General features: G+C 45.1%; 25 protein-coding genes. 11 read left to right on the top strand and 14 right to left on the bottom strand.

The annotated features are described in order from the left end of the window. Window positions 1-128 precede the first annotated feature (128 nt). Complete coding sequence (locus RHEIN_RS17300; RefSeq protein ID WP_237704410.1) at window positions 129-752, bottom strand: transglycosylase SLT domain-containing protein; 624 nt, start codon at window positions 750-752, stop codon at window positions 129-131. A gap of 297 nt (window positions 753-1,049) precedes the next feature. Between RHEIN_RS17300 and ahpC the strand changes: the two genes are divergently transcribed. The 3 genes from ahpC to RHEIN_RS17285 all read left to right on the top strand — a co-directional run bounded on the left by ahpC (window position 1,050) and on the right by RHEIN_RS17285 (window position 4,066). Then, the gene (gene ahpC / locus RHEIN_RS17295; RefSeq protein WP_008900273.1) at window positions 1,050-1,616 is read left to right on the top strand and encodes an alkyl hydroperoxide reductase subunit C; all 567 of its coding nucleotides are present in this window, start codon (window positions 1,050-1,052) and stop codon (window positions 1,614-1,616) included. Between the two features lie 163 nt (window positions 1,617-1,779). After that, window positions 1,780-3,324: an alkyl hydroperoxide reductase subunit F gene (ahpF, locus tag RHEIN_RS17290; protein ID WP_008900272.1), complete on the top strand. Its 1,545-nt coding sequence runs from the start codon at window positions 1,780-1,782 to the stop codon at window positions 3,322-3,324. A gap of 139 nt (window positions 3,325-3,463) precedes the next feature. Further along, window positions 3,464-4,066: an excalibur calcium-binding domain-containing protein gene (locus tag RHEIN_RS17285; protein ID WP_008900271.1), complete on the top strand. Its 603-nt coding sequence runs from the start codon at window positions 3,464-3,466 to the stop codon at window positions 4,064-4,066. Between the two features lie 3 nt (window positions 4,067-4,069). Here the strand turns inward: RHEIN_RS17285 and RHEIN_RS17280 are convergent, their stop codons facing one another. The 6 genes from RHEIN_RS17280 to RHEIN_RS17255 all read right to left on the bottom strand — a co-directional run bounded on the left by RHEIN_RS17280 (window position 4,070) and on the right by RHEIN_RS17255 (window position 8,060). After that, entirely contained in the window at window positions 4,070-4,468 is a 399-nt protein-coding gene (locus RHEIN_RS17280; protein ID WP_008900270.1) for a hypothetical protein, read from the bottom strand. 71 nt (window positions 4,469-4,539) lie between these two features. Continuing rightward, window positions 4,540-5,562 (bottom strand): GGDEF domain-containing protein, encoded by a 1,023-nt coding sequence (locus RHEIN_RS17275; protein ID WP_008900269.1) that lies wholly within the window; start codon window positions 5,560-5,562, stop codon window positions 4,540-4,542. Window positions 5,563-5,708: 146 nt separating this feature from the next. Next, the gene (locus RHEIN_RS17270; protein WP_008900268.1) at window positions 5,709-6,257 is read right to left on the bottom strand and encodes an NADPH-dependent FMN reductase; all 549 of its coding nucleotides are present in this window, start codon (window positions 6,255-6,257) and stop codon (window positions 5,709-5,711) included. Between the two features lie 86 nt (window positions 6,258-6,343). Continuing rightward, window positions 6,344-6,853, bottom strand: a complete 510-nt coding sequence (yjjX, locus tag RHEIN_RS17265; RefSeq protein WP_008900267.1) for an inosine/xanthosine triphosphatase — start codon at window positions 6,851-6,853, stop codon at window positions 6,344-6,346. Window positions 6,854-6,934: 81 nt separating this feature from the next. Continuing rightward, on the bottom strand, window positions 6,935-7,636 hold the full coding sequence (locus tag RHEIN_RS17260; RefSeq protein ID WP_008900266.1) for a YebC/PmpR family DNA-binding transcriptional regulator: 702 nt from the start codon (window positions 7,634-7,636) through the stop codon (window positions 6,935-6,937). A gap of 31 nt (window positions 7,637-7,667) precedes the next feature. Continuing rightward, the gene (locus tag RHEIN_RS17255; RefSeq protein WP_008900265.1) at window positions 7,668-8,060 is read right to left on the bottom strand and encodes a ribonuclease E inhibitor RraB; all 393 of its coding nucleotides are present in this window, start codon (window positions 8,058-8,060) and stop codon (window positions 7,668-7,670) included. A 171-nt stretch (window positions 8,061-8,231) separates the two neighbouring features. Here RHEIN_RS17255 and RHEIN_RS17250 point away from each other — a divergent pair, with 171 nt between their 5' ends. After that, entirely contained in the window at window positions 8,232-8,786 is a 555-nt protein-coding gene (locus tag RHEIN_RS17250) for a hypothetical protein (RefSeq protein WP_008900264.1), read from the top strand. Between the two features lie 6 nt (window positions 8,787-8,792). Further along, complete coding sequence (gene sixA / locus RHEIN_RS17245) at window positions 8,793-9,263, top strand: phosphohistidine phosphatase SixA (RefSeq protein ID WP_008900263.1); 471 nt, start codon at window positions 8,793-8,795, stop codon at window positions 9,261-9,263. Here sixA and RHEIN_RS17240 read toward each other — a convergent pair. Continuing rightward, on the bottom strand, window positions 9,221-9,868 hold the full coding sequence (locus tag RHEIN_RS17240; protein ID WP_008900262.1) for an acyl carrier protein phosphodiesterase: 648 nt from the start codon (window positions 9,866-9,868) through the stop codon (window positions 9,221-9,223). The two genes, sixA and RHEIN_RS17240, sit on opposite strands and share 43 nt — an antisense overlap. A gap of 119 nt (window positions 9,869-9,987) precedes the next feature. Here RHEIN_RS17240 and RHEIN_RS20540 point away from each other — a divergent pair, with 119 nt between their 5' ends. Together RHEIN_RS20540 and RHEIN_RS17230 are read left to right on the top strand one after the other, a co-directional pair. Further along, window positions 9,988-10,590: a DUF2799 domain-containing protein gene (locus RHEIN_RS20540; RefSeq protein WP_008900261.1), complete on the top strand. Its 603-nt coding sequence runs from the start codon at window positions 9,988-9,990 to the stop codon at window positions 10,588-10,590. 28 nt (window positions 10,591-10,618) lie between these two features. Beyond that, window positions 10,619-11,005, top strand: coding sequence for a hypothetical protein (locus RHEIN_RS17230; RefSeq protein WP_008900260.1), 387 nt, complete (start codon window positions 10,619-10,621; stop codon window positions 11,003-11,005). A gap of 10 nt (window positions 11,006-11,015) precedes the next feature. Here RHEIN_RS17230 and RHEIN_RS17225 read toward each other — a convergent pair whose 3' ends face one another. Continuing rightward, window positions 11,016-11,882 (bottom strand): DMT family transporter, encoded by an 867-nt coding sequence (locus RHEIN_RS17225; RefSeq protein ID WP_008900259.1) that lies wholly within the window; start codon window positions 11,880-11,882, stop codon window positions 11,016-11,018. A 142-nt stretch (window positions 11,883-12,024) separates the two neighbouring features. Continuing rightward, window positions 12,025-13,335, bottom strand: a complete 1,311-nt coding sequence (locus RHEIN_RS21380; RefSeq protein WP_008900258.1) for a methyl-accepting chemotaxis protein — start codon at window positions 13,333-13,335, stop codon at window positions 12,025-12,027. Window positions 13,336-13,688: 353 nt separating this feature from the next. Between RHEIN_RS21380 and RHEIN_RS17215 the strand changes: the two genes are divergently transcribed. After that, the gene (locus tag RHEIN_RS17215) at window positions 13,689-14,528 is read left to right on the top strand and encodes an alpha/beta hydrolase (RefSeq protein WP_008900257.1); all 840 of its coding nucleotides are present in this window, start codon (window positions 13,689-13,691) and stop codon (window positions 14,526-14,528) included. A gap of 63 nt (window positions 14,529-14,591) precedes the next feature. Here RHEIN_RS17215 and RHEIN_RS17210 read toward each other — a convergent pair whose 3' ends face one another. The 3 genes from RHEIN_RS17210 to RHEIN_RS17200 all read right to left on the bottom strand — a co-directional run bounded on the left by RHEIN_RS17210 (window position 14,592) and on the right by RHEIN_RS17200 (window position 16,841). Further along, window positions 14,592-15,317, bottom strand: coding sequence for a hypothetical protein (locus RHEIN_RS17210; RefSeq protein ID WP_008900256.1), 726 nt, complete (start codon window positions 15,315-15,317; stop codon window positions 14,592-14,594). Between the two features lie 296 nt (window positions 15,318-15,613). Then, the gene (locus RHEIN_RS17205) at window positions 15,614-16,306 is read right to left on the bottom strand and encodes a pirin family protein (RefSeq protein WP_008900255.1); all 693 of its coding nucleotides are present in this window, start codon (window positions 16,304-16,306) and stop codon (window positions 15,614-15,616) included. 85 nt (window positions 16,307-16,391) lie between these two features. Next, on the bottom strand, window positions 16,392-16,841 hold the full coding sequence (locus RHEIN_RS17200; protein ID WP_008900254.1) for a DoxX family protein: 450 nt from the start codon (window positions 16,839-16,841) through the stop codon (window positions 16,392-16,394). A 164-nt stretch (window positions 16,842-17,005) separates the two neighbouring features. Here RHEIN_RS17200 and RHEIN_RS17195 point away from each other — a divergent pair, with 164 nt between their 5' ends. The 3 genes from RHEIN_RS17195 (at window position 17,006) to RHEIN_RS20535 (ending at window position 19,449) form a co-directional block, all read left to right on the top strand. Further along, a complete protein-coding gene (locus tag RHEIN_RS17195; RefSeq protein ID WP_008900253.1) occupies window positions 17,006-17,920 on the top strand; it encodes a LysR family transcriptional regulator in 915 nt (304 codons plus the stop codon). Window positions 17,921-17,984: 64 nt separating this feature from the next. Further along, window positions 17,985-18,569: an HAD family hydrolase gene (locus RHEIN_RS17190; protein ID WP_008900252.1), complete on the top strand. Its 585-nt coding sequence runs from the start codon at window positions 17,985-17,987 to the stop codon at window positions 18,567-18,569. A 145-nt stretch (window positions 18,570-18,714) separates the two neighbouring features. Further along, entirely contained in the window at window positions 18,715-19,449 is a 735-nt protein-coding gene (locus RHEIN_RS20535) for a helix-turn-helix domain-containing protein (protein ID WP_008900251.1), read from the top strand. Between the two features lie 25 nt (window positions 19,450-19,474). Here the strand turns inward: RHEIN_RS20535 and RHEIN_RS17180 are convergent, their stop codons facing one another. Beyond that, window positions 19,475-20,215, bottom strand: coding sequence for a transporter substrate-binding domain-containing protein (locus RHEIN_RS17180; RefSeq protein ID WP_008900250.1), 741 nt, complete (start codon window positions 20,213-20,215; stop codon window positions 19,475-19,477). Window positions 20,216-20,258 lie beyond the last annotated feature (43 nt).

The raw sequence follows: 20,258 nt of genomic DNA, 5'->3' as shown, positions 1-20,258 counted from the left end.
CCTTAAAACAACTCCTTGAAAGTGTTGTTAGTCTGCCTGTTGTGCTGAGGAATTGCAAAGGAAGGGGAAGCGTTAAAATTATTCAAAAACAATGGCTTATAAATTGTTACTCTTTAGCTTTAAATGTTTCAGGATGCCTGGCTGGCTTGCTGATAGCGAGACCAGAGTAACTGAACCCGCTCTACATAGGTTTGGGTTTCAGCATAAGGTGGAATGCCCTGATGTTTATCCACAGCACCTGGCCCTGCGTTGTAGGCTGCCATTGCCAGTTTGATATCGCCTTTATAACGTTTCAGTAAAAATGCCAGGTAAGAAGCTCCTCCCTGAATATTCTGCTGTTGGTGCCAGATATCTTTAACACCCACTTCGGTGGCTGTGTCCGGCATCAGTTGCATTAAGCCTGCGGCGCCGCTTTTGGATAAAGCTTTGGGATTAAAAGCGGATTCGGCGTGAATGATGGCCCTTAGCAGCGCAGGGTCTAACTGATGATGCAAAGCTGCGGTTGCTATTTCATGCTGATACTTCTTTAAAAACAGGGGGGTATTGTGCCAGTTCACTGTGCTTTTCAGGTCGCAGGCAAAACAATCAAAACGAACTTTGATATAAGGCCGGTTTTTGGGAGCTCTGTCGGAAAAGGCGGTGACGCCATTGGCTTGCTGGTAGCGATACACCGCTGGGGTATCTGCAATCACAGCTGGGGCCAGCAATAAAAAAACACAGCCTGTCAGGGCTTTAGCTGCTTGAAGTTTCAATTTATGCCCCCACTTTAAACCTGACTTATTGAGCATAGTCATTCTTTGCACTTTTTGTGGTGTTAACGGACAAAGAATGACAGCGGTACAGATGTAGTAAGCACTGAGCTTTTATGCTGTTGTCATAGTGGCACTTTAGAATAAAGTGGAAAAACAGATAAATAGCTGAATTTTTCAATCGTAAAAACAGATTAGCTATATAGATTTATTTCGTTATCTCAAATCGTTCGGAGCGGCTATTCTCTTTCCCATCGAAGCGAGTTCAATTTTAGTAACCAACCAACATGGAGTAAGACAATGTCTTCAATTATCAACAGCACCATCAAGCCATTTAAAGCGACTGCCTTCCATCACGGTAAATTTGTTCCAGTGACTGAACAGGATCTGGCTGGCAAATGGTCAGTAGTAGTATTCTACCCAGCTGACTTCACTTTCGTTTGCCCAACTGAATTAGGCGACCTGGCTGATTTCTACCCTAAGTTCCAGGAAATCGGTGTTGAAGTTTACTCAGTATCTACTGACACGCATTTCACTCACAAAGCGTGGCACGATGCTTCTGAAACTATCAAGAAAATCAACTACCCAATGATCGGCGACCCAACTGGCGCAATCACTCGTAACTTCGGTGTGATGATCGAGGAAGAAGGTTTAGCTTTACGTGGTACTTTCGTAATTAACCCACAAGGCGAAATCAAAGTTGCTGAAATTCACGACTTAGGTATAGGCCGTAGCGCTGCAGAACTGTTCCGTAAAGTTCAGGCTGCACAATACGTTGCAAACCACGACGGTGAAGTATGTCCAGCTAAATGGACTCCAGGTGAAGCGACTTTAGCTCCATCTTTAGACCTGGTTGGTAAAATCTAAGTCTGATTAAGACTGTGTGGGGCTGAGTTCTCAGCCCCTTTAATTCCGAAATTTGTGAGTTTTGCTCACCAGAATTTACTGGTACGGCGAAGCTTTGTCCAAAAGGGCAGTGGCAATCCACCTGAAGGTGGCCGTGACTGTGGCTATAAGAAAGGGGCCAAATATGTTAGATACTAACCTAAAGAACCAATTAAAAACCTATTTGCAAAACCTGAAAAGCCCGGTGGAGCTGGTAGTTGCGTTAGACGGCAGCGATAAAGCAGCCGAGTTAAAAAGTCTGGCTGAAGATATCGCCGGTTTAAGTTCGCTGATCCATTTAAAAGATGAGACAGACCCTGCAGTATTAAAGCCATCTATGCTGGTGCGCTCTACTGCTAAAAATACTCAAATTCGTTTTGCTGGTGTGCCTATGGGCCACGAGTTTACTTCACTCGTGCTGGCTTTATTGCATTCAGGTGGCCACAGCATTAAAGAAGAAGCTGCTGTACTGGAGCAAATTGCTGCTTTGCAGGGTGAATTTAACTTTGAAGTTTTTGTGTCGTTAAGCTGCCAAACCTGCCCTGAAGTAGTGCAGGCGCTGAATTTAATGGCAGCGGTAAACCCAAATATCAAAACCACCATGATTGACGGTGCTGTATTCCCTGATGAAGTCAGCAAACGTAATATCATGGCTGTACCTACAGTGTATTTAAATGGTCAGCAGTTCTCTCAGGGCGCTATTACCCTGACCAATATTCTGAACAAAGTCGACAGCGGTGCTGCAGCTCGTCAGGCTGAAGCGTTGAAAACCAAAGACAACTTCGACATGCTGATTGTGGGTGGTGGCCCAGCTGGTTCTGCAGCTGCTATTTATGCAGCCCGTAAAGGCTTAAACACCGGTATTGTTGCTGAGCGTTTTGGTGGTCAGGTGGCTGATACTGTAGGTATTGAGAACTTTATTTCTGTCAAAGAAACTGAAGGGCCAAAACTGGTGGCTAATTTAGAGTCTCACGTTCGTCAGTACGAAGTGGACATTATGAATAGCCAAAAAGCCGTGAAGCTTAGCAAAAACGACTTGTTTGAAATCACGCTTGAAAACGGTGCTGTGCTGAAAAGTAAAAGCATAGTTCTATCTCCTGGCGCACGTTGGAGAGAAATGAACGTGCCAGGCGAAAAAGAATACCGTGGTAAGGGTGTTGCGTACTGCCCGCACTGTGACGGTCCTTTATTTAAAGGCAAAAAAGTTGCAGTTATTGGTGGCGGCAACTCAGGTATTGAAGCGGCTATCGACTTAGCTGGTATTGTTCAGCATGTCACAGTGTTGGAATTTGACAGCACCTTGCGTGCAGACGCTGTGCTGATCAAAAAGGCGCAGTCTATGGGCAACATTACTATCATCACGCAAGCTCAAACTACAGAAGTGTTGGGTGATGGTCAGCGTGTGGTTGGCTTGCAGTACACAGACCGTACCAATGGCGAAAGCAACACTGTGGAACTGGCTGGTATCTTTGTACAAATTGGTTTAGTGCCCAATACCGAATGGTTACGTGGCGCTGTGGAATTAACGCCACGGGGTGAAATCATAGTCGACAGTCACGGCCAGACATCACTCAAAGGCGTGTTTGCTGCAGGTGATGCCACTAATACACCGTTCAAGCAAATTATTATTGCAATGGGCAGTGGCGCAACAGCGGCTTTAGGTGCTTTTGACTACCTGATCCGTAACTAAGCTTAAAACGGGGTCAGATCACGTTGTTAATAGTTAACAATGTGATCTGACCCCGTTTTTATTTTTGTTCCTTCTTGTAAAACAAAGCTGATTTAGGTTAAATAAAGCGTTCAGAAAACAACCGCAACAGGACGTTGACATGTTACATCAGGGAAAGTTAAAAGATTGGGATAGCGCTAAAGGGACTGGATTTCTGCAACAGCACAAGGCTGGGCCAGATATTCGGATCAGCAGCAGCGGCTTTCGTAAGAAGCCCGATCAACTAAACAATGGCGACCAGATCTTTTTTCAGATTGAAGTCGATTCAGAAGGTAAAGCCCAGGCGGTTTCTGCTTACAAAGCGGGACAACGTTTTGCGCCTGCACCTGCAGTAAAAAAGCCCGCCCTCTCCACTTTGCCATTTCAGCAGTTATTATCGGTAGTGGTTACTGTGACTATTCTGGCCTGGCTGGGTTATCAGTCTGTGTATTTGTTTAGTGCACATGCTGCGCCGGCTTTACCTGTGATCACAGAACCAGTAACAGGACCAGCAGAGATGGCTTTGTCAGATGAGCCGGTGTCGCCCGCTATACAAGCCCGGTACGGGCAGCACTTTCAATGTGAAGGTAAGCGACATTGTTCTGAAATGTTGTCTTGTGAAGAGGCTAAATTCTATTTAAAAAACTGCCCTGATGTGATGATTGATGGCGATAACGATGCTATTCCATGTGAACGCCAGCACTGTGGTCACAGAGGCTTTTAATCATCAGCCCAACGCCTGGCGTTTCTCAAATAAGCTTTTGCTGTATCCGACAGCAAAATAAATCATCAGACTATGGAACACCATCACGGCAGCATAAGTTAAAGCGGCATTCACAAAATGTTCTGATGCAATAATGCCTTGGGGGCTGCTGAAGGTCAGTACCGCCTGTATGAGCGCATCACTTAAAATCAGTGCATAAATTACTTTATGGCTTTGCGCCTGAGTTAAAAAAGCATTTTGTTGTTTAGAGTACTGATACACCAGATACACAGTTAAAGCAGGCAGTAACAACACATCCTGAATAAATCCAAGTTTAATGGCTGAAAAGTAGTTGGCTAAAGCCAGAACCAGCAGCACCAGAATTTGAAAAGCAAAAAAACGGCTGATGATAAAAGACAACATAAAACACACCTGCAGGAGATTAATTAAGTCAGCTTAAAGTATTACTGAATAAATGGCGCTTCGACTTAAGTCTAAGACGGATCACTTTTGTCTGCTTCATGACCTGTAGCTATCACCACCTGATTGCGGCCCTGATGTTTGGCCTGATACAAAGCCACATCGGCCTGTTGCAGCCAGTTTTCCCAGTCGGTAGCCTGTTGCACTGTGGCAATGCCAATAGAGGTCGTTAGGGCTGAACCGTCAGGTAAAGATAACTGATGCCAGACCGCATGACGGATTTTTTCCGCTAAACGATGTAAATCGGCCAGTTGAATTTCTTTGATCAGCAATACAAACTCTTCACCACCGTAACGGAACACGGAATCCTGCTGACGGATCATTTGTTTTAATAAAGGCACCAACTGACTCAGAATTTGATCGCCGGATTGATGGCCAAAGTTATCGTTGATACGCTTAAAATGGTCCAAATCCAGCAGCATTAAGCCGCTGACACTATTTTTCTGCTGATACTGCTCAATTGCTGCTGTCAGTTCGTCGGTCAGTGAATGGCGGGTCGCTGCGCCTGTCAGCGGATCTGTGGTGGCCAAATGCCTTAATTCCTGGCGCTGTAAATGAGTGCGGTAGGCAAAAATATAAGCAAAAATACTGGTGATGAACGTAGTGGTGATAAAAGCCAGCAGTTGAAAACCACTATTAAAAATGCGGGAATGATCGGCAAAATGCAGCGACACAATAGCGCTGACCATCAATAACAATAAGAGTAAGGCTTTGATGGGGGCTACTAAAAAGAAGATAAACACCATCAAAGGATAAATCCAGAACAGCACATCCTGCCCGAGTTTCATACAAACTAAAACGGCACCAAAACAAAATACGGCAGCCATCAGAAAGCCCGGCTTTTCAGTATCCCCGGTGCGCCACGCCATCCAGACTGAAACTGTACTGACGGCTATCATCAGCAAGTCCACTATACCGACCAAATAGCTGCCTGTTGCCAAACGGTATAAAGCGTAAGGCAATAAAGTACAGCTGGCTATTACGCCAACCAAAGTAATCATCGACAGGTGGAAATTGTCTTTTAAGCGCTGTAACAAGCTTTACCTCTGTCCTTGGCAAGTTGGGGATGGCTGTGTCAAACCATGTGATTTCTTATGCTGAGCCTTACTCTGACAAAGAAAGCAGATGAAAACAACTCTGTTGTTTTATCTGCTTTGTACCAGAGTAAAATTTTGCTAAGTCTTTAGTTTTTAAAACGTAAGGCCAACTCTTGCAAAGCACCCAACTGCTGCACTATCAGGCTTTGAACTCGTTCATCGGTCAGCTTACCCTCAGCATCAAAGGTATTGGCAAAAGCGTTACAGAATACTTCAGGCTTATTCACCAGATGCAAATCTAAAAATACACAAACCTGACGCAAATGATACTGAGCACGAGACGTACCCATACCACCGCCTGAACCCATAATAGCTGCTACTTTACCCGCCATTAATTCATTGTTTGGTTCACGGGAAACCCAATCCAGAGCGTTTTTCAGCGCTGGTGCAATAGAGTAGTTGTATTCGGGGCAGGCCAGCAGCAAAGCATCAGCTTTGGCAAACTGAGCCAGCAGGCGTTCTACTGCTGCAGGTTTGGCAGGAAGGTCCGCATTGTAAAATGGCAGTTCAGATAAATCCGCCAGTTCAATCTGCATGCCTTCAGGGGCATTCGCTATCGCATACTCTACCAAAGCTTTATTGGTCGATTTGGCTCTTAAGCTGCCACACAGGGCCAGCACTTTTAATCCAGACATGTCATATTCCCTTGGGTAAATGGTGGGATCTCTACACTAAGTCTGAAGTGGATGAATAACAACCTTAATTCTTTGTTTTGCGCCAGTCAGAATAAATCTGGATGCAAAAAAGGGATCATTGCCAAAATTAAAGCCTGATGATAAACCGAACTACGGCTGAGTTTGTTGTGCGTCAGCAGGGCAATAGCACCACCTTTTTGTTTGATATTGTTTTGCTCAAACATGGCATCCATCACATCCCCCAGCTCTTTACCTGCTTTTAGTTGTGCTAAAGCCACAGGCGGCAACATTAAACTGGCAGAACGGGCTTTGCCTATTTTGCCCTGATGTTCAATCACCATCCAGGCGAAGGTGAAATCCCCATCTAAACCTGCTTCTATTGCCACACGATAATCTGCTTTATGGTCTGCTAATGCCGCTACTCTGTTCATGGCACCCAATAAGGTTTCATTACTGCTCATCGGCTGAGCTGCAACACCACTGGGCACAGCTACACCTTGTACATCCAAAGTTTCAGCGGGGAATAGTTCAGCAAAAGCAGAAGCCACAGCTTTGATTTTTGCCGGATTAGCTGAGGCTACCTGAATCATTAACATCACAATACCTGTAGAGCAAGGAGTTCATAGTTCACAAAAAACAAAGGCGGCTCCAGCCGCCTTTGTATTCAGTGTGCAGTATTAACCTGCTAAACCCACGTAGACATGTTGTACGTCATCGTCGGCGTCAATGGCTTCCAAAAAGGCTTCCACTTCAGCGCGGGCTGCGTCATCTAAAGTCACTGGGTTATTTGGACGATACACCAGCTTGGCTGAGGTCACGTTAAAACCAAAAGCTGGTAAAGCTTTGCTGACTGCATCCAGATCAGTAGGTTCAGTAAGGAACACGCTGTCGCCTTCTTCACCTTCTTCAAAATCCTGTGCGCCAGCTTCAATGGCTGCTACTTCTAAATCGGCATCAGGTGTTACGGCGTGTGCAACAATTTCGCCTAAGTATTTGAAGTCCCATGAGACTGAACCTGAACCGCCCAACTGACCTTTACGGAACAGCACACGGATACTCTGGGCCGAGCGATTTTTGTTGTCTGTTAAACATTCAACAATAACAGGCACCTGGTGTGGGGCAAAACCTTCATACACAACGGTTTCATAGTTCGCCGGGCCGTCCAGTAAACCTGCACCTTTTTTAATGGCGCGTTCTAAAGTCTCACGTGGCATTGAAGCTTTTTTGGCGGCCTCAACTGCAACACGTAATTTAGAGTTCATATCAGGGTCTGCACCGTTACGGGCTGCAACCATAATTTCTTTGGCTAATTTAGTAAAAATACGGCCTTTGGCAGCCGAGGCGTCGGCTTTATGTTTAACTTTCCATTGAGCGCCCATTGCTTCTCTCTCGTATCTGTATCAGTAAAAATTAATGCTGGTGACCACAGTCAGGGTCGCAGTCTTCGCCATGTTCATCATCAAAATCGTCATCGCCGTCCTGATGTTGCATCACGCCCCAGCCATCATTGTGGCCGCTGAATTTCTTAGCGAATTTATCCAGTTCAGCTTCACGTGTGGTAATAGCTGCATGCTCTGGCACCATGGTCTGGCTGACAATCAGCTCCCATTGCTCCAGATCGTTGAAGTGCAGTTCTACTTCACCTTGCAGCTCTGACGCTACTAAAGCGGCCATAGCTTTTTCTGCATAGTCTTTGTTTTTAAACACCAGATAAAAATCGATGGCCAGAGGCTGGCTTAAATCTATTCCGGCGTCCATTAAGGCACGCAGCATATCGCCATTGCCGTCATCAGGAAATTGCATGGTCCGCTCTCCACATCAGTTTAATAGACCGACCCGGTAGGCCCGGTGCGGCAAGTGGCCGGATTATAGCAATATTTTTTAGCTGGTGGGTATGGCAATCTGGTATTGAACTTGACCCATGTCATGGATAGTTGCAGACTCATCCAAAGTAGAATTAAAGAGTTTGTCCTGATGAGAGCATTTTTGCTTGTATTGTTTTGTGTGAGCTCACCGCTTTGGGCCTGTCTTCATGCCAGTCATGGCATCCACGGCATGGTGTTACTGCAGGTGGAAGATCAGTTCATTGCCTCACATCTGTCTTTTCCTGCAGGTAAACACGCCCATCAGATTGTGCTTCAGGTCAGCAGTGAGCTGCCAGAGCAAGTCCTGCAGGCGCTCACGGCAAAAAAACTGGTGACATTGGAGCCACAGCCTTTCGCGTTACATGATTTACAGCAGGGCAAACTAAAAACCTTTAACGCACAAGTCTACCTGGGGCATTTTGAACGAGGTGGTAAAGATCTTGGCACTGTAACAGTGCTGGTTCAGCAAAAACTGCTGGATAAAGCAGTCGGCGCAGTGGCGGAGCAAGGCGGGCTTTATCGTATTGCACTTTCGCAAGGCGAGTTATTGGTAAGGGCTATTACAGGGGAAGGTGCTGTGGATGAAATTCTTTATCAAGCCAAAGGCAAAGATGCAGAACAACTTTATTTTGAAAGTGCAGATTTTGCACCTCAAGCGAAGTAAGCCCTGATGCTGCTGTATTTAGTGCGTCATGCTACGGCACAGGACAGAGCTTTGGGGCTGCCGGATCCAAGTCGTGATTTGGTGGATAAAGGCATTAAACAAAGCCAAAAGCTGGCGGATTTTTGTAAAAAACAGCAGTTAAATCCGCAACTGTTGCTGACCAGTCCTTTTAACAGAGCCGAACAAACAGCACTGTTGCTGCATCAGCATGCCGACTGGCCTGAACCTCAAAAACAAGCCTGGCTGATTATTGATACTCTGCCTGACGTGCAGCGCAAGGCGTTAACTGAGCTGATCAAACAAGGAGTTGAGTCTGTCTGCTGTGTAGGCCATGAACCTGATATTTCTGCTTTGCTGGCGCTGTTACTGAATAGCGACGCCGGGCATTTTTATATCAAAAAATCGTCCATTACAGCTCTTGAACTTAGGCCTGATCAGGCGGTATTGCTCTGGTCTTTGCCCGTGGCCTTACTGTAACGTTCAAAAGCCAGCAGGGGGTCCTGCTCTATGGCAGCGTGTTGAATAAACCGCTGCAACTGTGGAAAAAACTCAAGGAACACAGCTTCTGTTTTTGCCTGAAGTTCTGGTAATTCATCTGCAATAGAGGCATAACGGGCAGTAAAGCGGCCATGCAGCGCCATACGGCGTAACGCCTGTTGAATACCTTCAAGTTGTGCGTAACGGCCAAACCAGTCTTGTTCAGTCACAGCTTTAAAGGTTCTGGCCATAGCATCTGGCATCTGCGGCAAGTCGTTTTGCAACTGGCGATACAGCTGAGCTTTGTAGTCGCTAAAGTCTGAAGTAAAAAAATGGCTCCAGTGTTTAATCAGGCAAAAATCAAACAACATATCCAAAGCAATAGGGGAAAAACGCCGTACTTCTGGGCTAAACAGCAAACGAGCTGCACGAACTTGTGGATGTTGATCGGTAAACCAGTCCACAGCTCTGTGATTGTATAAACCGGCGGCCACTGCAGGGCTTAATAACTCCAGCCTGGTGCCATGGTAAAAGTCACCCAATAAATTACCAATACGGGAATCAGTCTTGGGTTGTGCTAACAGCAGATGGGCCAGATAATTCATTACACCACGGGATTTCTGCAAAACTGCGTTTAGTCTAAGGCAAAAAAGATGTATTTGCTGAACTAATCCGCTATAAGTAGAGGTCTGAAGTTTATAGAGAATACAAAGGGATAAGTGACATGAAACAAGGTGTTTTACTGATAGCTGTATTGGCGCTTACAGGGTGTAGCAGCATCAGTCCACAGGAATGTCAGATTGGAGACTGGTTTGCTATTGGTAAAACCGATGGGCAGCAAGGGGTCGCCAGCACTAAATTTCGCAGCTACCAAAAAGAATGTGCAGAACATGGGGTAGGTGCTGATTTTAAAGCTTATGAGCAAGGCCACGCTGAAGGGGTTATGTTGTATTGCACTTATGATGCAGGCCGGGAGTTAGGCCAAAGTGGTGGTGCTTATAACAAAGTTTGTACCGGTGCTTTAGAACCGCAGTTTCGTTTAGGTTATGACAGAGGTCGTAAATGGTATCAGGCTGAATCTGCGCTGCTGAATTTACAAAAAACCTTGCAGCGAAATGCCGGCACTATAGATCATTTGGAACAACGCATCGACGACAACAGCAAAGAGTTGAGTGTGTTGAAGGACAAACAGCAGAAACAAAAGCTGTTGGATGAAAACCGCGATCTGCAGCAACAGTTGCGTGAGCTGAACCAAATGCAAGGCCAGTTACAGCGTGATTTCAAACAAGCCGAATTGCAGTTTAGTTTGATCCAGCAAGGTGGCTAAAAAGGGGGCTGACTAAGGTGAACAACAGATGAAGCTTTTTTGTGGTCTGTTATTGAGTATGCCTTTGCTGGTGCTGTCTGCACCTCTGGATCTCACCTGGACTACAGAAAAACTGTTGATCGCAGGTCAGCGCAGCCGCTTGCCTCATCAACCCCAATGGCCGGAAAAACAGACAGATTTTATTGCCTACAGTATGACGGGCGTGTTGCCTGATGGCATTTATTGCCAGTTAGAACTCAGACTACAGGACGAACTACTGCTGAGCTTACCTTGCACCAAACGTTATGTGCTGGAACGGCCTTTACGTATTACACCTGCGATGAGGCTGGAGTTGTACCTGCATAACACCAACCTGTTTAGTCCTGGTGAAGAAGTGGTTTTACGCAACAGAGTGTCGCTGGATGTAGCTCCTTAGGTTGATTTAATCAGCTTTGTTGTGGGCTTTGGCTTAACCAGGCCTGAGCTACACCAGAAGCCAGAATCAGCAGCGCGCCAAGCCATTGTAAAACAGACATAGGTTCGGCAAACAGCAGCCATGCAGCGATAATGACCACTACAGGTTCCAGATAAGCCAGAGTCCCAAACACTCTGGTGGGTAAATGTTGAATGGCTTGCAACGCAAATACCAAGGCCAGAAATCCCGGAAATAACCCTGCAATCACCAGCCAGACCCATTGATCCGCTTCAGGCCAGGGCTGATCCGCGACCAAAGGCAATACGCAAAGCGAGCCAACCAGCAACTGATAAAAACTTTTGTGATACAGAGGCACAGTAGCAGGCACTTTTTTATTGAGTAAAATAAAAGCCGTGTAGGTGACTAAAGAAGCCAATGCATACCAAAGGCCTTGTTGCTGTTCAACAGGGTTGCCAAGCTGAAATTCCTGCAGCATAAAAAAGCCAAAAAAAGCCAGTATGATCAATAACAAAGTGCGACTGGTTAAGCGTTCAGCAAACAGAAAATGGGCAATAATGGCCGACAAGGCAGGAGCCAGATAGACCAGCAAAATAGCAAGGGTTAAAGAGATAGTTTGGATTGCAGATAAAAAACACAAAATAAAACTGGCGAGTAACACACCATTGAACACAACCAACACAGTTGGTTTTCCCGCCAATAACCGCAGTTGCCCCGTTAGTGTTAAATACAAAGCCAAAATCACAGTCCCCACACCTAAACGATAAAACGTCAGGCTGGCCGGATCTATTTCACTGTAACGGGCAATTACACCAATAGTGCCCATCATGGCAGCTGCTAAAGCTGCCATATAAAAATAGCGGTAGGAAGGTAAATTCATACAGCGGGTCATCACATGGCGAAGAACAAGGGCGCCACTTTAACTGGCTGATTTGCACAATTCAAGACGTCGATTTTCTTTAAGAACAACTCAGACTTTTGTATTTCTTTAGCGTAAAGAGTGCCTTTGCCTGAGCTGTTTTCTACGAGGGCTTATGCTGGGTCAAGGCGGCTATAGTGTTAGTCACTGATCTGGATACCTGTTCTATCACTTCCTGAGATTGATGCACCTGTTCAACAAGAGTGGCGCCATCTGTAGCAAAAGTACTGACATTGCCCATTTTTTGCATAGCTTGGGTTGTTAGCTCCATATTCCTAACCACAACAGATTCTATTTCTCGGGTTGAAGTGCTGGTTCGTGATGCAAGATTACGTACTTCGTCAGCGACCACAGCAAAACCCCTACCATGCTCACCCGCTCTTGCCGCCTCAATAGCTGCATTCAGGGCTAACAGGTTGGTTTGATCTGCAATAGAGCGGATGGTTGTGACTATGGCTGATATTTGTCTTGAATCTTCATTCAGATTGGAAATCTGACTAGTTGCCTCTGCAATCTCTTTTGAAATGAGGGTTGAATTCTCTACCAGAGATTGCATTTGTGTTTTGCTGGATACCACGACGTCTACAGTCTCTAACGACGCACTCATCGCCACATTCGCGGCATTTTCGATGGCGTGTTCTTTTTGCATATCGGCAGATATATCAGAGGCAAATTTGATCACTTTGATGATCTTGCCATTTTCACCATAAATAGGATTGTAGGTCGCTTCCAGCCAAATCGACTGCTTAGAGGCATTCAGGCGCTCAAAACGCCCTGATTTAAATTGCCCTTTGGCAAGCTCTGACCAGAAATGTGGGTTTTGCTGATAAAAATCAGCAGTACAAAATAGTTTGTGATGCTTGCCTTTAATCTGTTGCAGGCTATAACCCACAGACTGCAGAAAATTACCGTTGGCGGTAATAATAGTGCCGTCTGGTTCAAATTCAATGACGGCCTGAGATCTATGCAAAGCCTGAATAATGGCGTGCTGGTCTCTTAGTTGTGCCGTTTTTTCTGTGACGTCACTGGCAAACTTTATAACTCGTATGACTTTATTGCCTTCAATCACAGGAAAGTAGGTCGCTTCCAGGGCTATAGCCGTTCCATCTTTTTTGTAGCGTGTAAATGTTTTTGAGTGTGGGGTACCTTGAGCCAGACTATGCCAGAATTTGGTGTAGTCGTTGCTACGCGCATAATGCATATCACAGAATATTTTATGATGTTGTCCGGCGATTTCATCCTGACTGTAACCTACGACGTCAAGAAACAAGGCATTGGCTTCCAGAATAAATCCTTGTGGATCAAACACAATTAACGGAATTTGTTTTTGCACTGCTTTGTAAAACAAAGTTTCTGGAGATGCCTGTACAGGCAAAGGGGCTTGTTTCATGAATTTTAAAATGCCGCTCAACATAAAAAACCTCGTTGTCAGTCAATCACTCTGGTGTGAATTAAAACTAGTGCCGATGTAAGGAAGTTTGCTATGTCTGACCTGGCAGTTTCGTAGCATAAATTTCAATCAATCTACAAGACAAAAGGGACAAAGTCAACAAAACGATAAAAATGGATAATTTGGAGCTTTTGATAGGGGTTTAGCTTTTAATAATTTGGAGCACACAGACCAGTCGTCATCGCAGCACAAAAAACTGCAGTTGCAACGGTTCAAAACTTATGAAATCAAATGCGGCATTCTGTAACATTTTTTATTTGTTGTTTGCAGATAAGCTGGTTAGGCTGACACCCTGTGCTTACTTAAGGGTTTTGGTTATGCGCCAATTGATTTTAAATGTTCCTCTGCTGTTGCTCATGATTTCCTGTTCTGACCCTGCTCAGCAGACGAAAGTCTCTACTGCCTTGCCACAGGTGGAAGTACTGAGTGAAACTTTTGTGATGCCGGAATTAAATCGCAACAGACAAGTGCGTCTGTATCTGCCTCCTGGTTACAGCAGTTCAGATAAAGAATACCCGGTGCTTTATATGCACGACGGCCAAAACGTCTTTGATGACGCAACAGCTTTTGCTGGCGAGTGGGGGGTTGATGAAACGCTGAATGAACTTGCAGCATCCGGCCAGCTTGAGCTTATTGTTGTGGCTATAGACAACGGTGGTGAACAACGCATCACAGAACTAAACCCTGTGGATCACCCAAAGTATGGTAAAGCAGAGGGCAAAGCGTACGTGGAGTTTATTGCCAACACAGTCAAGCCTTATATCGATCAGCACTACCGTACTTTGGTTGACGCAAAGCACACTGGCATTATGGGCAGTTCTTTAGGCGGTTTAATCAGCCATTACGCCATACTGCAATTTCCACAGGTGTTTGGTAAAGCGGGTATTTTTTCACCTTCGTATTGGATCACAGGTGAACAGGTCAGATGGTTTGAAAATCATCCGGCCGCTAAGGACGCACGTTTGTATTTTTATATGGGCGGTAAAGAAGGCGACTCTATGGTACCAGACCTGCAAAAGGTGTATCAGGCCGTGCTAAGCCAGGGTCATCCGGCTGAATTGACTCAGTATCATCTGGTGGAGGATGCCGAACATAACGAAGCGGCCTGGCGGTCTGAATTTAAAACAGCAGTTTTGTGGTTGTTTAAGGCGCATTAAGGTTATGGCACAAAAGGTAGTCATTCAGGGGGGCGGTTCCCCCCTTTTAGTGAAGCGAACTTGTTATTTTTTACAAATCTCATATCCGCACATTTCAACAACGCCTCTGAACCAAGCTCCGGAATAATTATTGTAGCGCCACTCTTCATAGGCAGAATCAGCGGGGTAGGATGGGTAATAGACATAAAATGATTTGTATTGTGGAACGCCTCCCCCCATAGCCAAATTAGCGAAGTATATTTGTTTGTACATCTCATTAAGTTTGGCGTGGCTTACGCATGCAGCATCGCAGGTAACAACAATAACTTCGGTTTCTGAAAAAGGGGTTATTGTTGGCTGCTCCAAATCAGCGGTCACTTGCTCCATATCGACCTTTGAACTGACAAATGCATCAAATTCTCTGAGTTTTTCGACTGGTATTCCCAGATAATCGGCGTAGGCCTGGCGTTGAGTTTTTGCTATTTCGGCTAGTTTGTCTGATAAAGAAGCTGGCAATTCTATATTTTGTTCAAAGTACAGCCTCGCTTCCTGAACCTCCGGAAAGCTGCTTAGTGTTTTCAAATTGCTTTTGCCACCAGAGGCTAATCTAAGATAGCTTGATAGTGCTTTATGGTATTGTTTTTCAGTCAGATGCAAATAGTTTGCGTGCTGTTGATGTCTCTCGATAAAACTGTTGTTGAAATCAGCAGTCGCTTTCTGATCAGCAGGCTTTAATTCACTGCTTGCTTGTGCACAAAACGCGGATATTACAATAGAAAAAGCAAAAGCCCCCATTTTGAGTTTATGCATATATCAATACCTAGTTAATTTAAGTAAATTATTTTGGTGTTAAATGAAATTTTGTTTCAAATTTGATACATGAATATGTATATATTGGAATATATCAATTGACAATCTATTTTTTGTGATTTGATTATGATGAATTTATATATTCTTTATTTATCATGAATTTATGGGTTTTCGAGTCTCTGTGATAAGGGGGTAGCTGCAAAATAAGGATACCCGTCTCTGATAGCGACATTGTGGATCTGACAGCTGGTGCAAACCTTTTACTGTCAGATCAGTGCTTTAGTTACAGGGAGGTACTAAGGCAAATCAAACCACAGGGCTTGTACTGGTCCTTGAGTGGCTAAAGCTTTCAGCTCAGTTTCCCGACTAATTTTTGCGCCATCACCTGGTTGCATTGTCATGCCATTTAATTCCAGTTCCCCTTCAATTAAATGCAGGTAGAAGTTGCGTTTGGCAGTCACTGGCAATTCAATGACATCATGCTCGCTTAACAGCAACTGGGATAAACAGGCATCTTGTTTGATCTGCAAAGTGCCATCACGGCCATCCGGAGTAATCACCAAAGTTAAGCCTGCTTCGGCCTTAAAGTCTTTTTGCTGATAACCAGGCTCGCCACCAAATTGATTGGGCTGGATCCAGATCTGCAAAAATTTTAAGTTGTCTTTATCACTGGCATTAAATTCGCTGTGATAAATGCCTTTGCCTGCACTCATCAGCTGAAATTCACCCGCAGGTAAAGTTTTTACATTGCCTGCAGAATCTTTGTGGGCAATTTGACCTTCCAGCACATAACTGATGATTTCCATATCCTGATGGCCATGGGTGTCAAAGCCTGCAGCTGCGTCTACTTCGTCATCGTTAATCACTCGTAGCGCTGAAAACCCCATATGAGCCGGGTCGTAATAACGGCCAAAAGAAAAAGTGTGTTTGCTGTTTAACCAGCCAAAATTGGCTGTGCCGCGATCAGCAGAACGTCTTAATTCAATCATGAAATCCCTCGTATTTGAAGCTGCAGCCCGGTGGGCTAAGTTCGGACAGGCTCTCTCTTTCGCAGAGAGAGCCACCTGGTTGGAATTATGAGTTCAGTTTTTTCGCGATAATGGCATCGACCGAGGCTTTACCTGCACCGCTGAATAACAGAGAAACGCTGGCTGCTAACAAGGCTAAGGCAAACTCGTAGCCGTTGGTGCTCATAAAGAAACCGTTGGCAAAGTGCACTTTAAAGATGGCCACTAACATGGCGATAATTAAGGTCACTGCTGCAGGGCGGGTTAACACACCAAACACCAGAGCCAAACCACCAAAAAACTCAGCCGCGCCAGCTAAAAAGGCCATCAAAACACCAGGCGCCAGGCCTATACTTTCCATCCAGCCACCTGTGCCTTCTAAACCGTAGCCACCAAACCAGCCAAATAATTTTTGTGCACCGTGTGCGGCAAAAATAATACCGACTGGAACTCGTAATGCTAGAGCGCCAAAACCTGCGTTAGTACTGAAAATTTGTTGTAAAGTTACTTTGTTCATTTGTATTCACCTTTAAATAAATTGACCGTTAATTAGGGTTGTCAGACTGCTTTAAACCGCTTGTCAGTTCCGATGTGTGTACTTTAGAACGGCTTGCATTTTTAAAAAAGCGGAATAAACTGAGTTCATCATTCAAAATTTTTGAACATGCAAATAAAGGTATTATGGCCAATCATCCTATTCTGACGCTGGACGCTTTGCGTGCGCTGGATGCTATCGACCGCAAGGGCAGCTTTGCCGCTGCGGCTGAACATTTATACAAAGTGCCTTCTGCCTTAAGCTATACCATAGCCAAACTTGAAGCTGATCTTGACGTACAGCTGTTTGACCGTTCCAAACAAAAAGCACAGCTGACACCAGCTGGTCTGTTGCTGCTGCAACAGGGTCGTGAATTATTGCAGGCAGCCAGCCGATTACAGGATGCGATTAAGCAAGTGGATACAGGCTGGGAAACGCAGTTTGTAATAGCCAAAGACAGCATAGTGCCGTATCCGCCTGTGTTGAGCCTTATTCACGAATTTATGGCGCTTGGCAAAATGACGGAAGTCAGTATGCGTGAAGAAGTCTTAGGCGGTGGCTGGGAGGCGCTGGAAACAGGTCGGGCTCAAATTGCTTTGGGGGTATCGGCTGATATGCCCAAAGGAAAATACGAACTGGTGCCTATAGGTGAAGTAGAGTTTGTGTTTGCGTTGTCGCCGCAGCATGAACTGGCCAATATCAACAGGCAAATTGATTTAGCGGATGTAGAGCAGGAAACGGCTATAGTGGTATCGGATTCGGCTTTGGATGCACCTAAACGTAGTTCCGGCTTATTTACCACCCGCCGCGTACTCAGAGTCAGTTCAATGCAGGCCAAAATTGCCGCTCAGGTGCAGGGTTTAGGGGTTGGTTTTTTACCAAAACATTTAATTCAGGATGAATTAGCCAGAGGTTTATTAATCGCTAAAAAAACCAGCATTCCACGCGAAAAGGCTATGTTGTATCTGGCCTGGCAAAAACAAGGTCAGGGCAAAGCACTGCAATGGTTTAGTGAAGCCTTTAGTCACTATCCCTGGTTAAAAGTCTGGTCAGCTGTTTAACTGGGCTATGTTGTAGTTTTGTACGTACCCTGATACAAGGAATACAAAGTGAAAGAGATAGGCATTGAATAAAAAAATTAAAGCTGTGGTTTTTGATTTGGATGGCACTTTGGTGGACTCCAAACTGGATTTTTCCGAGCTGCGTCGCCGTTTAGGCTGGCCTGAGCACACGCTGATCCTGGAACATTTAGCCACCTTAGGTTGTGCTTTGAAGAAACAACAGGCAGAGCGGATTATTATCGACTTTGAACTCGAGGGGGCGCGTAACGCCAGTTGGATGCCTAATGCGGACCTGTTGCTACAGCAACTGAAGCACCAGAATATGCCTATGGCCATCTTAACCCGTAATATGCGTCAGGCCACCGAGTTATGTATGCAGGCGCTGAATATTCCTATTGATTTGGTGCTGACCCGCGACGACGCTCCGGCTAAACCTCAGCCTGAAGGCTTGTGGCTGATAGCTGAACAGTTGGGCGTCACTCCTGATCAAATACTTTATGTAGGCGACTATTTGTTTGATATTCAAACAGCCCGCAACGCAGGTGCCTATTGTTGTTTATACCGTTATGGTGATAACCATATTTATGCAGAGCTGGCTGATGTCGTAGTGGATGATCTTCTGGAGTTAGCGGATTGGTTGCACCTGTGAGAGCGGGTTAATGAGCATCAATTGAAAAAAAGCCGGCTGAATGTGACACTATTCTGAAGATTCATTATTATTCCCCGCTATTCTGCTTCCTATTTCTGAAGGAATTCATAAGCATACTCAGGACTTCAATCAACAAGGAACTGTCATGACCTTAGGTGAATATATCAGAGAAAAGCGTGCAGCTATGGCATTAAGCCAGCCGCAACTTGCTGAACAAATTGGCATTGAACAATCTTATTTGTCCAAACTTGAAAATGATAAATCTTTACCTTCTAACGATGTTTTTCGTCGTTTGCTAAATGCCATTGAGACGTCGCTGCCAAATTTTGTTGCTGCTTTTTCAGCAGAGGAACTTCAGCAACTGACGGCTATAGCGGATATTGAGCATTTTGTGAAACAGAAAAATCAAAAGCAGCAGCGTCACTCTGCAGTGTTAGTACTGAGTTTAAGTTTTATTTTTGCCTTGGGGGCCGCCTGTTTTTATGCCGGTTTTCAGGCCTTATGCTTTCCGGAAAAACTCTACCAGTATCAATCTCAAGGTGTAGTGCTGCCGGGCGAATCGGCTTTTGTATTTACAGACTGGGATCGTTATTTTCCTATAAGCATGGGGTCGGACGAGGCAATACGGCAATCGATAAACGCGAAGGCAGAGCAGGAACAGCTGATGTATAAAAGGTTGGCGCAAATCTCCGAGCTGAGTTTTGAACATAAAGGCGAGTATTATATCCTTCCTGTAGCGGGCGGCAGCCGTACCTTTATGTATAAGGGCGGTCATAAGGTTGAGCGTGTTGGCAATACAGTGCTGCAGTTACTGGGTTTATTTCTGATGGTATTCAGTACAGTGTTAAGTTTTGGCCGCAAGAAATTGTATAACTTGTAGTGAGTTTTCTCGTATTAGCAGCATGTTAGTCAGGTAATTTCTCCTGCAACTGATACTGCTGCTTCAGCTGTTTGATCTGCTTTTTGTGGCTTAGTAAAAAACGATCAAACGCCAGGATCAAATCTGGATGCCTGGCGCTGGATAAGTGAAAACTGACTGGGGAAAATGGCAATGCAGTGCCTGGTACTAAAGTGCCGGCTTGCTGCATTTGCCCTAATAAGAAGTTAGCCACATTAAGTTCAACATCTGCTGCATCCACCCGGCCCATCAGTACCATCTTCAGTGCCGACTCAGCATCCGGAGTTTCTACTAATTTAAAACCATAAACAGGCTGTACTTTAAGTAAATGGTCCGGAGTAAAACCTCGTGGTACTGCAATGCTTTTCACTTTATTCAGTGGCAGATGCTGGCGCAACACCGGCACCATAGTGGTTCCGAGTATATGAACTGCACTTTGGCTAAAATACAGCTCAGGCTGGTGCTGTCTGGCCTGTCGCCACAGTGGATTGTCCGGATAGATAAAATCCACTTCGTCTTCAAGATTTAATCTTTTGCCGGGTAAATTTACGACCTTAAATTGAATGTGCTGATGAGTTGCAAAAAGTTGCAATAAAGCTTCAGCAAAGCTGTCGGTTTCAGGGGTATTAAAATCGTAATGGGGTTTATAGCTGATATTGTGCGTACCCAGAGTGTAAGTCGTTTTTTCAGCGGCAGTTGCAAAACCCGCGCTACAAAAAATACTAATGATCAGCAACCAGGGGCTCATTTACACTCACTTCCGCAAAACAAGGCCTGTTTAATTTAGCAAA

Origin of the sequence: Rheinheimera sp. A13L (genome assembly GCF_000217935.1) — a bacterium.
GTDB lineage: Bacteria > Pseudomonadota > Gammaproteobacteria > Enterobacterales > Alteromonadaceae > Pararheinheimera.
This window is presented reverse-complemented; position numbering and strand designations above follow the sequence as displayed.

Coding starts and splice junctions, on each gene's coding strand:
- RHEIN_RS17255 (WP_008900265.1), bottom strand. CDS start 8,060: ATGCAATTTCCTGATGACGGCAATGGCGATATGCTGCGTGCCTTAATG.
- sixA (WP_008900263.1), top strand. CDS start 8,793: ATGCTGCTGTATTTAGTGCGTCATGCTACGGCACAGGACAGAGCTTTG.
- RHEIN_RS17240 (WP_008900262.1), bottom strand. CDS start 9,868: ATGAATTATCTGGCCCATCTGCTGTTAGCACAACCCAAGACTGATTCC.
- RHEIN_RS17230 (WP_008900260.1), top strand. CDS start 10,619: ATGAAGCTTTTTTGTGGTCTGTTATTGAGTATGCCTTTGCTGGTGCTG.
- RHEIN_RS17285 (WP_008900271.1), top strand. CDS start 3,464: ATGTTACATCAGGGAAAGTTAAAAGATTGGGATAGCGCTAAAGGGACT.
- RHEIN_RS17210 (WP_008900256.1), bottom strand. CDS start 15,317: ATGCATAAACTCAAAATGGGGGCTTTTGCTTTTTCTATTGTAATATCC.
- RHEIN_RS17205 (WP_008900255.1), bottom strand. CDS start 16,306: ATGATTGAATTAAGACGTTCTGCTGATCGCGGCACAGCCAATTTTGGC.
- RHEIN_RS17215 (WP_008900257.1), top strand. CDS start 13,689: ATGCGCCAATTGATTTTAAATGTTCCTCTGCTGTTGCTCATGATTTCC.
- ahpC (WP_008900273.1), top strand. CDS start 1,050: ATGTCTTCAATTATCAACAGCACCATCAAGCCATTTAAAGCGACTGCC.
- RHEIN_RS17250 (WP_008900264.1), top strand. CDS start 8,232: ATGAGAGCATTTTTGCTTGTATTGTTTTGTGTGAGCTCACCGCTTTGG.
- RHEIN_RS17200 (WP_008900254.1), bottom strand. CDS start 16,841: ATGAACAAAGTAACTTTACAACAAATTTTCAGTACTAACGCAGGTTTT.
- RHEIN_RS17260 (WP_008900266.1), bottom strand. CDS start 7,636: ATGGGCGCTCAATGGAAAGTTAAACATAAAGCCGACGCCTCGGCTGCC.
- RHEIN_RS17195 (WP_008900253.1), top strand. CDS start 17,006: ATGGCCAATCATCCTATTCTGACGCTGGACGCTTTGCGTGCGCTGGAT.
- ahpF (WP_008900272.1), top strand. CDS start 1,780: ATGTTAGATACTAACCTAAAGAACCAATTAAAAACCTATTTGCAAAAC.
- RHEIN_RS17225 (WP_008900259.1), bottom strand. CDS start 11,882: ATGAATTTACCTTCCTACCGCTATTTTTATATGGCAGCTTTAGCAGCT.
- RHEIN_RS17270 (WP_008900268.1), bottom strand. CDS start 6,257: ATGTCTGGATTAAAAGTGCTGGCCCTGTGTGGCAGCTTAAGAGCCAAA.
- RHEIN_RS17180 (WP_008900250.1), bottom strand. CDS start 20,215: ATGAGCCCCTGGTTGCTGATCATTAGTATTTTTTGTAGCGCGGGTTTT.
- yjjX (WP_008900267.1), bottom strand. CDS start 6,853: ATGTTAATGATTCAGGTAGCCTCAGCTAATCCGGCAAAAATCAAAGCT.
- RHEIN_RS20540 (WP_008900261.1), top strand. CDS start 9,988: ATGAAACAAGGTGTTTTACTGATAGCTGTATTGGCGCTTACAGGGTGT.
- RHEIN_RS17280 (WP_008900270.1), bottom strand. CDS start 4,468: ATGTTGTCTTTTATCATCAGCCGTTTTTTTGCTTTTCAAATTCTGGTG.
- RHEIN_RS20535 (WP_008900251.1), top strand. CDS start 18,715: ATGACCTTAGGTGAATATATCAGAGAAAAGCGTGCAGCTATGGCATTA.
- RHEIN_RS21380 (WP_008900258.1), bottom strand. CDS start 13,335: ATGTTGAGCGGCATTTTAAAATTCATGAAACAAGCCCCTTTGCCTGTA.